Source organism: Bradyrhizobium genosp. A (genome assembly GCF_049949275.1).
Classification (GTDB): Bacteria; Pseudomonadota; Alphaproteobacteria; order Rhizobiales; family Xanthobacteraceae; genus Bradyrhizobium.
On sequence record NZ_CP188196.1, the window covers coordinates 1,269,500 to 1,284,839 of the forward strand.

At 63.4% G+C, this 15,340-nt stretch carries 13 protein-coding genes; 7 read left to right on the top strand and 6 right to left on the bottom strand.

The window, feature by feature from the left end:
- Nucleotides 1–9: 9 nt before the first annotated feature.
- From ACP2YP_RS05785 to ACP2YP_RS05795, 3 genes are all read right to left on the bottom strand, one after another.
- Nucleotides 10–507, bottom strand: coding sequence for a hypothetical protein (locus ACP2YP_RS05785; protein WP_426422893.1), 498 nt, complete (start codon nucleotides 505–507; stop codon nucleotides 10–12).
- A 286-nt stretch (nucleotides 508–793) separates the two neighbouring features.
- Complete coding sequence (locus tag ACP2YP_RS05790; protein WP_426422895.1) at nucleotides 794–1,870, bottom strand: hypothetical protein; 1,077 nt, start codon at nucleotides 1,868–1,870, stop codon at nucleotides 794–796.
- A 1,076-nt stretch (nucleotides 1,871–2,946) separates the two neighbouring features.
- Complete coding sequence (locus tag ACP2YP_RS05795) at nucleotides 2,947–4,521, bottom strand: S53 family peptidase (RefSeq protein ID WP_426422897.1); 1,575 nt, start codon at nucleotides 4,519–4,521, stop codon at nucleotides 2,947–2,949.
- Between the two features lie 589 nt (nucleotides 4,522–5,110).
- Here ACP2YP_RS05795 and ACP2YP_RS05800 point away from each other — a divergent pair.
- Entirely contained in the window at nucleotides 5,111–5,251 is a 141-nt protein-coding gene (locus ACP2YP_RS05800) for a hypothetical protein (RefSeq protein WP_007597071.1), read from the top strand.
- A gap of 11 nt (nucleotides 5,252–5,262) precedes the next feature.
- On the opposite strand, the gene hydA is transcribed toward ACP2YP_RS05800, so the two are convergent.
- Nucleotides 5,263–6,717 carry a dihydropyrimidinase gene (gene hydA / locus ACP2YP_RS05805; protein ID WP_426422899.1) on the bottom strand — a complete coding sequence of 485 codons (1,455 nt, stop codon included), beginning with the start codon at nucleotides 6,715–6,717 and terminating at the stop codon, nucleotides 5,263–5,265.
- Between the two features lie 113 nt (nucleotides 6,718–6,830).
- On the opposite strand from hydA, the gene ACP2YP_RS05810 reads away from it, so the two are divergent.
- Both ACP2YP_RS05810 and ACP2YP_RS05815 read left to right on the top strand, forming a co-directional pair.
- Nucleotides 6,831–7,109, top strand: a complete 279-nt coding sequence (locus ACP2YP_RS05810; RefSeq protein ID WP_426422901.1) for a Rieske (2Fe-2S) protein — start codon at nucleotides 6,831–6,833, stop codon at nucleotides 7,107–7,109.
- A 72-nt stretch (nucleotides 7,110–7,181) separates the two neighbouring features.
- Nucleotides 7,182–7,388 (top strand): hypothetical protein, encoded by a 207-nt coding sequence (locus ACP2YP_RS05815; RefSeq protein WP_426422902.1) that lies wholly within the window; start codon nucleotides 7,182–7,184, stop codon nucleotides 7,386–7,388.
- 119 nt (nucleotides 7,389–7,507) lie between these two features.
- Here the strand turns inward: ACP2YP_RS05815 and ACP2YP_RS05820 are convergent, their stop codons facing one another.
- Complete coding sequence (locus tag ACP2YP_RS05820) at nucleotides 7,508–8,353, bottom strand: SDR family NAD(P)-dependent oxidoreductase (RefSeq protein ID WP_426422904.1); 846 nt, start codon at nucleotides 8,351–8,353, stop codon at nucleotides 7,508–7,510.
- A gap of 186 nt (nucleotides 8,354–8,539) precedes the next feature.
- On the opposite strand from ACP2YP_RS05820, the gene ACP2YP_RS05825 reads away from it, so the two are divergent.
- From ACP2YP_RS05825 to ACP2YP_RS05840, 4 genes are all read left to right on the top strand, one after another.
- The gene (locus ACP2YP_RS05825; RefSeq protein ID WP_426422905.1) at nucleotides 8,540–10,036 is read left to right on the top strand and encodes an aldehyde dehydrogenase family protein; all 1,497 of its coding nucleotides are present in this window, start codon (nucleotides 8,540–8,542) and stop codon (nucleotides 10,034–10,036) included.
- A gap of 119 nt (nucleotides 10,037–10,155) precedes the next feature.
- Complete coding sequence (locus ACP2YP_RS05830; protein ID WP_426422907.1) at nucleotides 10,156–11,283, top strand: alkene reductase; 1,128 nt, start codon at nucleotides 10,156–10,158, stop codon at nucleotides 11,281–11,283.
- Nucleotides 11,284–11,412: 129 nt separating this feature from the next.
- Nucleotides 11,413–11,916: a GFA family protein gene (locus ACP2YP_RS05835; RefSeq protein ID WP_426422909.1), complete on the top strand. Its 504-nt coding sequence runs from the start codon at nucleotides 11,413–11,415 to the stop codon at nucleotides 11,914–11,916.
- A 260-nt stretch (nucleotides 11,917–12,176) separates the two neighbouring features.
- Nucleotides 12,177–13,838: a thiamine pyrophosphate-binding protein gene (locus ACP2YP_RS05840; protein ID WP_426422911.1), complete on the top strand. Its 1,662-nt coding sequence runs from the start codon at nucleotides 12,177–12,179 to the stop codon at nucleotides 13,836–13,838.
- Nucleotides 13,839–13,878: 40 nt separating this feature from the next.
- Here ACP2YP_RS05840 and ACP2YP_RS05845 read toward each other — a convergent pair whose 3' ends face one another.
- Nucleotides 13,879–15,258 (bottom strand): LLM class flavin-dependent oxidoreductase, encoded by a 1,380-nt coding sequence (locus ACP2YP_RS05845; RefSeq protein WP_426422913.1) that lies wholly within the window; start codon nucleotides 15,256–15,258, stop codon nucleotides 13,879–13,881.
- Nucleotides 15,259–15,340 lie beyond the last annotated feature (82 nt).

A 15,340-nucleotide genomic window follows, 5' to 3' on the forward strand; every position in this document is an offset into this window, starting at 1 on the left:
AACCCCGGCTCAATTCCCCGGCTGGAACGTGCAATCCGCCCCGCTACCGTCCTTCTGCCTGATCGCGTTGGGGTCGATCGTGCAGCTCAGCTTGCTCAGGCTCTCGAAATTCGATCCCGCCGCGCCGTCAGGCGGAATGCCGGCCAGCGCCTCGGTCGCGAAGATCTCATTGGCCGTGGGTCCGTTCACGGTCCTGACCTTGTTGCCGAAGATGACCTCGCAATTGCGCAAGGTGATGTCGACATTGCTGGTGCGGCAGACGATCCTGTCCGCGGTCACCACGATCGGCTTCTTGTAGGGAATGTCGGCATTGGCGGCGAACAGCATCGCCACCGCCTTCTTCTCGGCGCCCGACAGGATTGGCGATAGCGGCGCGATCACGCCCGTCAGCGCCAGCGCCGTGGAGCCCGAGATCTTTGAGTGCGTCGCGTCGGATGCGCCCGCGACATGGGAGATGCCGGCCACGAGGATCGCACCGGCGAGGCAGGCCGATATCGTGGGTTTCATTGGCGTCTCTCCTCGAAGGTCGCGGCTTCGCCGCTACGGGAAAGGCGCAGCCTATGACAGATTTCACATCTCGGGGAGCGATAGTGTCATAGCTCGGGAAGAGTGAGCGCGGCGAAGTCACTTGATGCACAGGAACATGTGCTCATAAGGGGCCGGACGGAAGTCCGCTTCCAAGAGCGCAGCAGACCAATTGTGCTCAAAGTGAATTCTTCGGCTTTTGACCCCCGTAGCCGACATATCGAAATCAAAAAGACCGGAGAGGCCGAGAGATGCAGCGCGGCCTAAACTACGGAAGTCCTTTTGTCGCCGTAAAGGGATTGAACCCACGTTCCGCGAGGGCAACCCACGAAGCTGCGCCAAGATGTGGCAATCGGAAATAGAGGCGTGGCTTGGCCGGATCGGTATCCAACATGAACCCAGTCGGTAGCGCGCGGATACTTGTGGCATAGAACCCGCCATCCGGCGACCTCTGGGCTTCTATGACAGCGATCAACGACTCTGCCCTCCCAGTCCTGCCGAGCAATTTCAGCAAGAGAGCCATTTGGCTCGTCCCTTCGGTCCACACACCGTCTCGGTCTTCACCGTAAGAAAAGCCCTTGTCGACACTCATTCGCTGTTCGGCGGTCGAAATTGCCGATGCAAATTTCTTGGCCGCTCCGGGGAGCGCCGTTAACGGCCAGACTTGAGCATCAAGGGCCAAAATCGGATTGCGCGTGATGCCGTCTTCAGCGGTCCCTGCGGCGAAACAGGCGCATGCCGGATCCCACATCGTATCGACGAAGCGCTCAGCAGCTGTTGCCATATCACGCCAGCGCGAATCGCCGGTGCGGGTTGCAAGATGGCCAAACGCGGCGGCGAGGTCAGTATTGTGTTCGGTTGATTTCCATGTCCGTACGTCGGGCGTCGGCTCGTGTCCAAACGTACCGCCCGTGAAACCGCCAGTGCCGCGCGCGTCGGCCCATTGCGCGACCCAGGTGCCAAGCCGTGCCGCACCATCGCGGAACCGAGAGCCGGTGTTCACATCATCAATCGACAGCAACGCCAATATGGCCCACGCCATGTTACCATTATCGCTGCCCACCTGATATCGATCTTCTAACCACTTGTTCTGCGTATTGTCCCACCAACCCGGAAGTTTGGCGGAGCCACTGGCCACCGCACCCGCGGCGTATGCGTTCCGGAGCCGCCCATCATGCCAGGTGCGGTCGTTATCGATGGCCCAGAGAATCGCCGAGCCAATTCGATACGCTTTGTCTCGCTCGCCGCAACCGACTAATGCGATGGCGGCTACCGCATTGTCATAGAGGTAGGCGGCGCCATGGAGAGGCCCCGATTCGACGGTCGGATAGCTGGGCAGGAACAACGGCCCTGACGGCGATGCCTTATCGATTAGACCAGCGAGGTATCCGCACGCTGACGCTTCCGGTATTGCTTGAGCCCGGAGTGGAGTGGCGACCACAATGATTGTGAAAGTCGTTACGATCCATACGAAGGCTGCTATTCGGCCCACTTGCTGTTCTCCGGGTGGACAATAGTCCTATCTATACCCATCGGGCGATGTCTTGAAGTGGACCCGAAGCGGTCGATGTCGAGCTTGTCCCGAGCTATCATCAGCCTAGCTGATCGACCAGTGCCGACCATAGAGCCCATGGTTCGTCTCGATGTACCGGGTCCTCAATTGCAGTGTGCACCATGACGACCTTTGAGGTCGGATCAACGCAAATATACTGGCCCTTGTATCCTAACTGCGCGAACTGCCGCCTCTCACCGGGAAACAGCCACAAGAGATAACCGTAGCCAAATCTCTTCGCTATTAAGGTGACAGTGCACTAAATTAATGGACTTTCGGGCCTGGCATTTAGTGCACTGTCACCGTAATACCGTTCAGCACCGGTAATCCTGGGCCCATAACGCCGGTGCAGCCGCGCAAATAGCGAACGCATCAAAATGCCTTTCGAAAAATTACAATGGTCGTCGCCGGCCGCAAATTGGCCCGTCCCTGGCATCAAGAATAGATCACAACTTTAGGGAGAGTCGAGCGCGGAGAGGGCGCGGTAGTGTCCTAATTCGAAGGCGGGGGCTCATACCACACGGTTATGACGATGCAGGGATAGGCCCCGTCATTTGGCTTTTCGGCCACGTTAGTAGCGACTGTTTCCGTTTTGATGATCGTTGCGGAACCTAACTGGTCCAACCAAGCGTTGATCTGCCCCTCAATGGTGCTTGCGCTGGTGTCCATAAAGACTTTGACTTTCATCGGCCTTGGCATCTTACCTACTCGTTCTCTCTACAAGTTCCTCGAGCGACCAGAACCAATCAGTCACGTTCGCCGCCATAGCCGGCTTGACACGCAACGTCTTGTGAAGGCAGATCAACGCGGCCGGCTATCTGCACCTCGCGCAGGCAGGCAAATCGCCCGCCTGCGCCAGACCCGATCAGCTAGCTTGTCGGGCCACCCTGGAGCGCGGTGAGAAGCTTGCCTCCGTCAGGCACGCCCCAGCCGGTGCAGGCGTCCCATCCCGCACCCGCCTGGTATTGTCCGCCGAGCAGACCGTCGGTGTCATTGTTGCCGACGGTGATATCGCGCAGCACGCCGGCCGGACCGAATTTGGAATAGAGCAGGGCGTTGAAATTGCCGGAGCGTGCGCCGAGCGCGGCGTTGATCCGGGCGATCAGGCTCGCCCAGAGCGGTGCGGATGCGCTGGTGCCGCCGACAATGCCGAGCTTGCCGCCCGACATGGTCAGATAGCCCGTTGCCGGATCGGCATTGGCCGCGACGTCCGGGATCGCACGTCCGGCGAAGTGCGTGGGATTGATCGACTTCGGCACGATGCCCTGCTGCCAGGCCGGGACCGGTGTGATGTCGCTGACGCCGCCGCCGGTGCCGCTTCCCGGTCCGTCATTCCAGACGGTCTCGGTGATCTGCACCTGCTTCCTGGCGTTTGCGCGCGCGTGCAAGGTCGTTCCGCCCACCGCAAGGACGTAAGGACTGGTTGCGGGGAAGTTCACATGCGCCCGGCCGTCCTGCATCTGCGCTTCCGAGCCGTCGTCGCCGGTGGACACACAGAACGTGATGCCGAGATGGGCGGCCGCGAGGAAGCTGTGGTTGCAATGGTCGATTGCCGCCGGTGACCAGATCACGCCGCTGTTGTTGAAAGCCTGGTTCTCGTCCCAGCCCCAGCTGATCGAGACGACGGAGGGATCGTTGACGGAATCGCTGACGACCTTGGCGAGGCAGTCGACCAGACCTTTCTCGTCGAAGGTCGAGAAGTAGGTGGCGATCTTGGCGCCGCCGCCGAGCGCGCCGGCGACATCGACGTCCAGCATCACTTCGCCGGTTGAATCCGGATCGCCGGCCGGATCGGTCGAGACGCCGTCGACCGCGATGACGGCAACCTCCGGCGCGGGAACGCCGATCTTGCTGAAATAGGCCGCGACATCAGCGGTCTCCACACCGCCGCCGAATTCCAGCAGGCCGATGCATTGCTTGCTCGCATCGATCTGGGGAAATCCGTAGATGTTGCCGAGCTCGGTCGGAACGAACCAGCGCCGCACGGAGCTGGCGAAATCCGGCGTCGCGGCGCGCGCCGAATGGCGCGAGCGCCGCATCACTCGGTGGTTGTTCAGCCCGAACACGCCGGTGATGGCATCGCCGACCTCGGTCGGGACATGCACCGGGCCGGTGCGGGCGTGGAAGTCGCCGAGATGCGGATGCGAATAGTCGAACAGCGTGACGCCGAAGGCGGCGCTGACGTCGTCGACGGTGCCTGCGATTCCGAGCCGCGCGGCGGCGGGCTCGTTTCGGGTGACGACGAGCTTGTGCGCCTTGGCAAAATCCTCGATCGACTTGATGGCCTTGGGATCGGAGCCGTATTTGCTCTCGAGCTGGTCGCGCGTCATGTAGTTGCGCGCATTGGGGAGCTTGTTGTCCAGATCGGACAAATCGGGCAGATCGGCGGAGCGCTTGACGCCGAGCGTCAGCTCGATCCAGCGCTGGCCGTTGGTTCGGCGCATCGCCCTCGAGCCTGTCGGCAGTTGATGGACAGAGTTGGGAAGTTCGACCATGTGGGGTGTTGCACTAGGGGACATAGTATTTCCTCCTTGCACGGGTGGTTGACGAACCGGAAAGTAGCGATTGCGAAGGTGGGTTCTGTTCGTTCGAAAGTGTTCAGGTGTTGAAAAATTGATCGCGGTGTGTCGGCTGAGAAATCAGCCGACACGTCAGTAGACCAAACCTAAAATAGCAAAGCGAAGTAATACATCCTAGCAGCGGGATGCCGAAGCGGCAAAGCCGATCGCGCATCGCGCGTCTCACAATCCCGTCAATTTCGCCGGTGAGCCAATCGATCTGGCGGTGTTGGCGTCTAGCACGCAATCCGGTTTTGAACGCAAGGGACAGGCCGCGTGGCGATTGCGCGAGGCGGCCGTTTTGCCGCGACGCGTCATATGGTTGCGCGGCACGACCCCGGCCTCATGCCGAAGGGCCGTTCTACTGTGCATGGGGTTGTTTTCGGCTTTTTTGTTGTCTCGCGCGTCCGTGACGGAACCTAATAGCGGCTGGAGCGACTTATCCATGACGCGGGGAATAACATGCGAGGCTGTCATGGCAGAGAAGCATACCGCCGATCCGGCAGAGATCATGCGGGCGACTGGTCATCCTGAGCTGGAATATGCCGCCGGCTGGACCATCGCGGGTCTCGTCACCATCGGTACCATCGTCGCCGCCTGGGTGTTCGCGATCTAGGTTGCTTTGCGCTACGGCGTCACCGCTCCGCGGCTGACGGCGCGCGGGGCAGTCAGCTCCTTCCACGTCGAATTCGCCACGTGCACCGGTGAGAACGCCGGACGCTCGACGTAGCGGCCGTCTCCTGCCTCGGCACGCAGATCGCCATCCTTCCACACGATACGACCGCGCGAGAGCGTCGCGGCCGGGCCGCCGGTGCAGGAAAAGCCTTCGAACACGTTGTAGTCGATCCGGCTCATCTGCCGCTTCGCGCTGATGGTCTTCGTCGCCTTGGGATCCCACACCACAATGTCGGCATCCGAGCCGACGGCGACCGCGCCCTTGCGCGGATAGATGTTGAGGATGCGGGCGATGTTCGCCGAAGTCACCGCGACGAATTCCTCCTTCGTCAGCCGCCCGGTGGCCACGCCCGCGGTCCAGAGCAACGCGAGGCGATCTTCCAGGCCGCCGGTGCCGTTCGGGATTTTTCTGAAGTCGCCGAGGCCGAAGCGCTTCTGCTCCGTGGTGAAGGCGCAGTGATCGGTCGCGACCACCTGAAGCGAGCCTGACTGCAGGCCGGCCCACAGGCTGTCCTGATGCGACTTGTCGCGGAATGGCGGCGACATCACGCGCTGCGCGGAGTGATTCCAGTCCTTGTTTTGATATTCGCCGGCATCGAGCAGCAGATGTTGGATCAACGGCTCGCCATAGACGCGCTTTCCGGCGGCGCGCGCACGCGCGATCGCCTCATGCGCCTCGCGGCAGCTCGTATGCACGATATAGACCGGCGTGCCCGTCATATCCGCGATCATGATGGCGCGGTTGGTGGCTTCGCCCTCGACCTCCGGCGGTCGTGAATAGGCGTGGCCCTCGGGGCCGGTGACGCCGCGCGCGATCAGCGCCTCCTGCATCAAGGCAACGACGTCACCATTCTCCGCGTGCACGACAGGCATCGCGCCGAGATGAGCGCAGCGCGCGAACGAGTTGTAGAGCTCGTCGTCGTTCACCATCAGCGCGCCCTTGTAGGCCATGAAGTGCTTGAAGGTGTTGATGCCGTAGGTTTTGACCACGGTCTCCATCTCGTCATAGATCTGTTTCGACCACGACGTCACCGCCATGTGGAAGCCGTAGTCGGCCGCCGCCTTCTCGGATTTGTGCCGCCACTCCTGATAGGCCGCGAGCATCGACTGGCCGGGATCGGGCAGGCAGAAATCCACCACCATGGTGGTGCCTCCGGTCAGCGCCGCCTTGGTGCCGGACTCGAAATCATCCGCGGTCACCGTGCCCATGAACGGCATTTCCAGATGGGTGTGCGGATCGATGCCGCCTGGAATGACATAGGCGCCGCCGGCGTCGATGATCTCCGCCCCCGTCGGCGCCGCGATCGCAGGGCCGACCGCGACGATGCTGTCGCCCTCGATCAGCACGTCCGCACGGCGCGAATGATCATGATTGACGACGGTGCCGCCGCGGATGAGGAGGGACATGGGAACTCCAGGGGAGAGCAGTGAGGACCGAACGCGGCGAAAGCTAAGCTTGTCGGCTGCAATGCGACAGGCGAAATTTTAGTCAGCCGCCGCTCCCGCCACCGAGACTGCGATTGCGCTGGTTGCGCCCGCCTGACCTGATATCGCGCCTGCGAAATGCAACTGAGCCCGGCATCTATGAGCGCTCGCGTGTCGGGGAGATGCTGCGCTGTCCCTGGCATGGCTGGGAATTCGACATGCGCAACGGCCAGTCCTGGTTCGATCCCAAACGGGTCAAGATCCGGTCATATCCGGTTGCGGTGGAACGCGGCGACGAATTGCAGAAAGGCCCGTATGTCGCCGAGACGTTTGCGGTGCATGTCGAAGACAGTTATGTGATTGTCGAGGTCTGAGCTGGCATTGCCGATTGAGATTCGAACGCAAGTGCGATATGGCTCTCGCGCTTTCAGAGGCGGAGACCAGCTTTGTCGAAACAATCCCTGCGTGAGGAGGCCGAGCGCCTGATCCGCGAATCGATGGAAAAGAAGACCATCGTCGTCAAGCAGGGCACGACCCGTATCGAGGCCGTCTGCGGCAAGTGCGGCGCGCCAAACCGGGTTCAGGCGGAAAAAGGCCAGAGCCGCGCCAAGTTCGCCTGCAAGAATTGCGGGCACCAGCAAGAGACGCTCTAACCCCTCATCCTGAGGAGCCCGCTGGAAGCGGGCGTCTCGAAGGATCGAGGCCCGAGACGGGCCTTCATGGTTCGAGACGCGCGTTCCGCGCTCCTCACCATGAGGGGCTTACAGCGTGTCTAGCTGCCCTTCACGAACCTGGCGAACGCATCCGCGTAATCCGGATGCCAGCGCGACAGCGGCGGGCGGTTCTCGACGATATCGCCGGCGGCCCAGAGCATGCGCTTCTCGTCGAGCGCGCGCGGCACGTCGTTATCAGGGCAGAGGATGTAGAAATCGCCGGCCTCCAGTCGCGCAAGCATGAAATCGACGGTCTGTTCTGGCGTCCACGCGCCGGCCGGCTTTTCGGTGCGGCCCTTGGCAGTGAGTCCGGTGAACACGAAGCCGGGGATCAGCAGATGCGCGGTGACGTGGCAATCCCTGGTGTTGCGCAGCTCGTGCTGGAGCGCTTCCGTAAATGCCTTCACGCCGGCCTTGGAGACGTTGTAGGCGGGATCGCCGGGCGGGGTCGTGATGCCCTGCTTGGAGCCGGTGTTGATGATCAGGCCGGCCTTGCCGCGCGCGATCATCTGCGGCGCGAAGACGCGCGAGCCATTGATGATGCCCCACATGTTGACGCCGATGATGCGCTGCCAGTTGTCCGGCTCGCTGAACAATGTGCTGCCCGGCTGGATACCGGCGTTGTTCATGAGCAGGTCGGTGCCGCCGAAATGCGCGCCCACGGCGCGTTCCAGTTCCGTCACGCTCTCGATCCGGCTGACGTCGACCACGGACGTCATCACATTCGCTGCGCCCGCGATCGATGACAATTTTGTTGCGGCTTCTGCCAGCCGGCCCTCGTCGACGTCGGCGATGCACACCTTCATCCCGGCGCGCGCAAACGCTGTTGCGGCCGCAAGACCGATGCCCGATGCACCCCCGGTGATCACGGCGACATTGCCCTTGGCGATGACAGGATGCGGCATGGCTGTTCTCCGTGACTGAATCTCGATCGACGTATAACATGGCGCTCGCGCGACCCTGCACAAGTCGGCATGGCAGGGCTTCGTTCCACGCCGACTTTACGCCCTTCAGGCGCCGCTGTATTCTGTTTGACCTAACGATCCCGCCCAGATCGAACCCAATCAATCACCTACCTAGGGAGTGCAGCCATGGCTGTGTCGCAAGCTATTCCGATCACGCGCCATCCGTTCGCCAACGGGTCCTACAAGCAGGTGCTGATCGACGGGAAGTGGGTGGATGCCGCGTCCGGCAAGCGCTTCGAGACCCACAACCCCGCCACCGGCGAGCTGCTCGCAACCGTCGCCGAAGGCGACAAGGAAGACATCGATCGCGCGGTCGCTGCCGCCCGCCGTGCCTTCGAAGGTCCCTGGAGCAAGGTCAAGCCGTTCGAGCGGCAGAACCTGCTGCTCAAGCTCGCCGATCTCGTCGAGAAAAATTTCGACGAATTGTCGCAACTCGACACACTCGACATGGGCGCGCCGCTCAGCCGCACCCGCGCCTATCGCCTGCGAGCCGTCGGCATGCTGCGCTATTACGCCGGCCAGACCACCGCGATCCATGGCGAGACGATCGAGAACTCGCTGCCCGGCGAGATCTTTTCCTACACGCTGAAAGAGCCGGTCGGCGTCGTCGGCGCCATCATTCCCTGGAACGGCCCGCTGACCGCGACGCTCTGGAAGATCGGCCCGGCGATCGCGACCGGTTGCACCGTGGTGCTGAAGCCGGCCGAAGAGGCGCCGCTGACCTCACTACGCATCGCCGAGCTCGCGATGGAAGCCGGCATTCCGCCCGGTGTCGTCAACGTCGTGCCCGGCTATGGTGAGACCGCGGGCGCCGCGCTCGCCTCGCATCATGACGTCGACAAGGTCGCCTTCACCGGCTCGCACGTCACGGGTCAATCGATCATCCGTGCCTCGGCCGGCAACCTCAAGCGCGTCTCGCTCGAGCTCGGCGGAAAGTCGCCGGACATCGTGTTTGCCGATGCCGACCTCGATGCCGCCGTGCCGGGCGCGGCGATGGCGGTGTTCGCGAACTCCGGCCAGATCTGCAGCGCCGGCACGCGCCTGTTCGTCGAACAGGCGATCTACGAGGAGTTCGTCGGCCGCGTCGCCGAGTTCGGCAAGAAGCTGCAGGTCGGCAACGGCCTCGATCCGAACACCCAGATCGGCCCGCTGGTCTCCGAGCAGCAGCTCGAGCGCGTCACCGGCTATCTCGACATCGGCCAGAAGGAAGGCGCGCGAGCGCTCGCCGGCGGCGGCCGCGTCACTGAAGGCGCGCTGTCGAAGGGCTTCTTCGTCTCGCCGACGGTGTTCGCCGGCGTCCAGGACAACATGCGTATCGCGCAGGAGGAGATCTTCGGTCCCGTCATCTCCGCGATCGCGTTCAAGGACATGGACGAGCTGGTCAAGCGTGCCAACAACACCACGTTCGGCCTCGGCTCGGGCCTGTGGACGCGTGACGTCACCAAGGCGCATGCGGTCGCGAAATCGCTGCGCGCCGGTTCGGTGTGGGTGAATTGCTACCAGGCAATGGACCCGGCCGTGCCCTTCGGCGGCTACAAGATGAGCGGTTACGGCCGCGAGTCCGGCAAGCAGCATGTCGAGGAATATCTCAACGTGAAGGCCGTCTGGATCAAGACAGCGTAGGACCTGTCCTCTCCCGCGTTCCGCGCGGGGGAAGATCTACTTTTGCAGGGGCGGCGCCTTTTTCGGTGGCCGCCCCTCGCTATATGATCAGCATCCTTCCATAGCCGATTGGGGCCAGCATGAAATTCGAGGCGTTGTTCAAACCGTTGCAGGTCGGTCCGTACAAGCTTGCGCATCGCGTCGCGATGGCGCCGCTGACCCGCATGCGCGCCGAGCGCGAGAGCTTTTCGCCGCGGCCGCTCAACGCCGAATATTACGGCCAGCGCGCGACGCCGGGCGGTCTGCTGATCGCTGAAGCGTCGCCCGTGCTCTCGCACGGCCGCGGCAACCCGGCAACGCCCGGCATCTATTCGGAGGCGCAGATTGCCGGCTGGCGCAAGGTGGTCGATGCCGTGCACGCCAAGGGCGGCATCATCTTCCTCCAGCTCTGGCATGTCGGCCGCGTCTCGCATTCGTCCTATCATGGCGGTCAACTGCCGGTCTCGGCCTCGGCGATCGCGATCAAGGCCGAAGGCATGAAGGCGATGACTGCCGACGGCAAACTCGCGGACTACGAGACGCCGCGCGCCCTGGAGACCGGCGAGGTCAAGGGCATCGTCGAGGCGTTCCGGCAGGCTGCGAAGAACGCGCTCGCCGCCGGCTTCGACGGCGTCGAGATCCACGGCGCCAACGGCTATCTGCTCGAGCAGTTCTTGCAGTCGCGCAGCAACCAGCGCACCGATCAATATGGTGGCTCCATCGAGAACCGCGCGCGGCTTCTGATGGAAGTCACGCAGGCCGCGATCGACGTCTGGGGCGCCAATCGCGTCGGTGTGCGCCTGTCGCCGCACGGCATCGCCAACGATTCCGGCGAGCCCGATCCGATGCCGCTCTACACCCACGTGGTGAAGGCGCTCGACAAGCTCGGCCTTGCCTATCTGCACTTCATCGAGCCGCGCTCCAGCGGCGCGGGCCGCGCCGACGTCCACTGGGAGAACGTGCCCTCCGCCATGGTGCTGTTCCGTCCGCACTACAGCGGCGTGCTGATGACCGCGGGCGGTTTCACCGGCGAGACCGCGAACGCGGCGATCGCCGACGGCCACGCCGATATCATCGCCTTCGGCCGTATCTTCATCTCCAATCCCGATCTGCCGCGTCGGCTGGAGCAGGACTATCCGATCACGCCGTACAACCGCGCGACGTTCTATGGCGGCGAGGAAAAGGGGTATACGGACTATTCGGTCTATGATGAGCTGACGCCTGCGTAGGGACCTCTTCGTAGCCCGGATGGATGCCACAAGCTCCGTCATTGCGAGCGCAGCGAAGCAATCCAGAGTCTTTCAGCGGAGGCAGTCTGGATTGCTTCGCTGCGCTCGCAATGACGACGAGGAGAGACAATGGCCAAACCCGCAGTCGCCGCAGGAACCGCCGCCGGCCAATGCCTCTGCGGCAAGGTGACCTTCGAGATCGACGTCCCTGCGCGCTGGGCCTGGCACGACCACTCCGCCGCCAGCCGCCGTGCCCATGGCGCGGCCTACGCCACCTATGTCGGAAGCTGGAAGAAGCGGTTTCGCATCACCTCCGGTAAGACCGCGCTGACCCGCTACGAGGACAAGGCGACCAAGACCGCGCGCAGCTTCTGCTCGCATTGCGGCACGCCGATCGCCTATGAGCGCCCGCGCGGCCCACACATGGTCAACATCCCGCGCGCGCTCTTCAAGGAGCGCACCGGGCGCCAGCCGCTCTATCACATCGCGATCGAGGAGCTGCAGGAATGGGCCTACACCGGCGAGCCGCTGGTGCCGCTGAAAGGTTTTCCCGGTGTGGTCTGGCAGCGCTCAAAAAAGAAGAAGCGCGCAGACGGCGAGGATCCGTTCGGGTTGGGGCGGGAGGAGATGTAGTGTGAGCCGCACACCCTGGTCTCGTGCCCCGGACGCAGTGCGGCGCGCAGTGCCGCACTGCTGAGCCGGGGGCCCATCGTCTACTAGCTCGGTGCGAATCTGGGTCCCGGCTCTGCGCTGCAACGTTGCACGTTGCGTCGCGTCCGGGACACGAGACCGTCCCACGCAACGCAGCCATGACCGCGCTTCCTTGCGCGCCTCCCAAAACTTCGGCCATCATGCTTTCAGTCCTTGCGGCAACGTCCGTTCCTGGAGGAAGCATGAAGAACAAGATCACCGGCCGTTCCGCCTTTCTCGCGCTACTCAAGGACGAGGGCATCACGCATCTGTTCGGTAATCCCGGCACCACCGAGCTGCCGATCATGCATGCGCTGAGGGACCATCCTGACCTCACCTATGTGATGGCGATGCAGGAGAGCCTGGTGGTGGCGATCGCGGATGGATATAGCCGTGCCTCCGGAAAACTCGTCGCCTGCAACGTCCATGTCGCGCCGGGCCTCGGCAACGCGATGGGCTCGCTCTACAATGCCCAGTTCACGGGCACGCCGATGATCCTCACCGCGGGCCAGCAGGAGCAGGGCCACGGTCTGATGGAGCCGGTGCTCTATGGCCCGCTGGTGCGCATGGCCGAGCCGCTGGTGAAATGGGCGGTCGAGGTGACGCGGCTGGAGGACCTGCCGCGCATCGTGCGCCGCGCCGCCAAGGTCGCGATGACGCCGCCGACCGGGCCGGTGTTCATCTCGCTGCCGGGCGACATCCTCAACAGCGAGGCCGGCATCGATCTCGGCCGCTCCACCCGCATCGACGCGCGTGTAAGGCCGTCGGACGAAGCGCTCAGGGCTTTTGCCGCGCGGCTGCTGAAGGCCGAGCGCCCTGTGATCGTCACCATGGATGAGGTGGTCAAGAGCGACGCGCTGAAGGAAGCGGCCGAACTCGCCGAGCTGCTTGGCGCTGCCGCCTATCAGTCCTCGACGCCCTATGGCTCGCACTTCCTGTCGGAAAGCCCGAGCTTCGTCGGAACGCTGGCCCGCATGCAGAAGGTCGCGCGCGATACGCTCGCGCCTTACGACCTGCTGATCGCGCTCGGCGGCGATCCCCTGCGGATGTCGGTCTTTAGCGAGGTCGATGCGCTGCCTGACGGGCTCGGTATCGTGCAGGTCGGTCTCGTCGATTGGGAGATCGCCAAGAATTACGGTGCCGAGATCGCGCTGAAGGCGGATTTGAAAGAGACGCTGCGTGCGCTGATACCGGTGCTGAAGGAGATGGGCGGTGCGACACTCGCGAGCCGCGCCAAGCAGCGCCTCGCCGAGCTGGCGCCGAAGAACTGGACCACACGCCGCGCCGCGCTGGTCGAGCAGATCGGCAAAAGCGTGGGACGTGCGCCGATCGATCCCGACTATCTCGTGCTGCAAATGGTCGAGGCGATGCCCGACCATGCCATCCTCGTCGACGAAGGCCTGACGTCCAGCCGCCAGGTCATGGCGCTGCGTCCGCACCGCGACCGCTATGGCTATCACGGTCTTGCCTCCGGCGGCATCGGCTGGGGCTTGCCGGCGTCGGTCGGCGCCAGCATCGCCAATCCGGATCGCCCCGTCGTGTGCTTTTCAGGCGACGGCAGCGCGATGTATTCGATCCAGTCGCTGTGGACGGCCGCCCATCACAAGCTGCCACTCAACGTCGTCATCGCCAACAATGGCGGCTACCGCATCATCAAGCAGCGTCTTCTCGCCTTCCATGGCAACGACAATTACGTCGGCATGGACTTTGTCGATCCGCCCGTGGATTTCTCCGGCGTGGCGAAGGCACTCGGCTGCGAGGCGATCAAGATCAGCGATCCCCGCGAGCTGAAGGCAACGTTGGCGTCGGCGTTTGGCCGGCCAGGGACCAAGCTGATCGAGGTGATGGTGGATGGGAAGGTGTAGTCCCTTCGCCGGGACGACACCGAGGGTGCGGCAGCTCGCTCTACCCCTTCTTCCCCACCCGATAGCCCGCCGCCGGATGCGGTGCGTCGAGCCGCGCGCGGCCATCGCCAAAGAGTTTCTCCCGCAGCGTGCCCTTTGCGTATTCCGGCTTGTACCGTCCGCGCTTGGTCAGTTCCGGCACCAGCATGTCGGCGATGTCCTCGAAATCGCCGGGCGAGATCGCAAAGGCAACGTTGAGGCCGTCGACGTCGGTCTTCTCGAACCAGTCCTCGATCTTGTCAGCGACGCTTTCGGGCGTACCGACCACGACCGGGCCGGCACCGCCGATACCGACATGTTCGATGACGTCGCGCACGGTCCAGACGCGGTCGGGGTCGCCGCGGGTGACGTTGTCGAGTGCACTGCGACCGGCATCGTTCTGGACGTGGCGGACCTGCTGGTCGAGCGCGTAGCCGGAGAAGTCGATGCCGGTCCATCCCGACATCAGGGCGAGCGCGCCTTCCGGGTTGATGTGCGACCGGTAGTCGGCATATTTCGCGGCCGCTTCGGCCTCCGTGTTACCGAGGATGATCGTCATCATGTTGAACATCAGGATCTCGGCCGAGTTGCGGCCGAAGGCGGCGGCCTCCTGGCGGATCGCGGAGACCCGGGGCGCAATGATCTTGGCCGAAGGTCCCGACATGAACACGCATTCGGCATGCTTGGCTGCGAACTGCCGGCCGCGCGGCGAGGTGCCGGCCTGGTACAGCACGGGCGTGCGCTGCGGCGACGGCTCGCTGAGGTGGATGGTGTTGTTGATGCGGTAGTTCGCGCTCTCATGGTTGACGCGATGAACTTTTGTCGGATCCGTAAAGATGCCGCGCTTGCGGTCCCGCAGCACGGCGTCGTCCTCCCAGCTTCCTTCCCAGAGCTTGTAGACGACCTCCATATATTCGTCGGCGATATCGTAGCGGTCGTCATGCCCGGTCTGCTTGTCCTTGCCGGCGCCGCGGGCGGCGCTGTCGAGATAGCCCGTGACGACGTTCCAGCCGATCCGCCCCTCGGTCAGATGGTCGAGCGTCGACATCCGCCGCGCGAACGGGTAAGGCGGCTCGAACGAGAGATTGCTGGTGACGCCGAAGCCGAGGTTCCTGGTGACCGCAGCCATCGCCGAGAGGAGCAGCAGCGGCTCGTTCGACGGTGTCTGTGCTGCATTGCGCAAGGCTGCGTCAGGGCTGTTGCCATAGACGTCATAGACGCCGAGCACGTCGGCCAGGAACAGCCCGTCGAAACGGCCGCGTTCCAGCGTCTGGGCGAGATCGATCCAGTAGGGCAGACGGTTATATTCGGCGGTGCGGTCGCGCGGATGGGTCCATAGCCCCGGTGATTGATGCGCGACGCAATTCATCGCAAATGCGTTGAGCCTGATCTGCTTGGCCATGCTGGTCCCCCGGCGCCCTGTACTGCGCGCTCTTCGAATGTTAGATGTGCGCCCCAACTTGGCGACGTTCTTGCATATAACT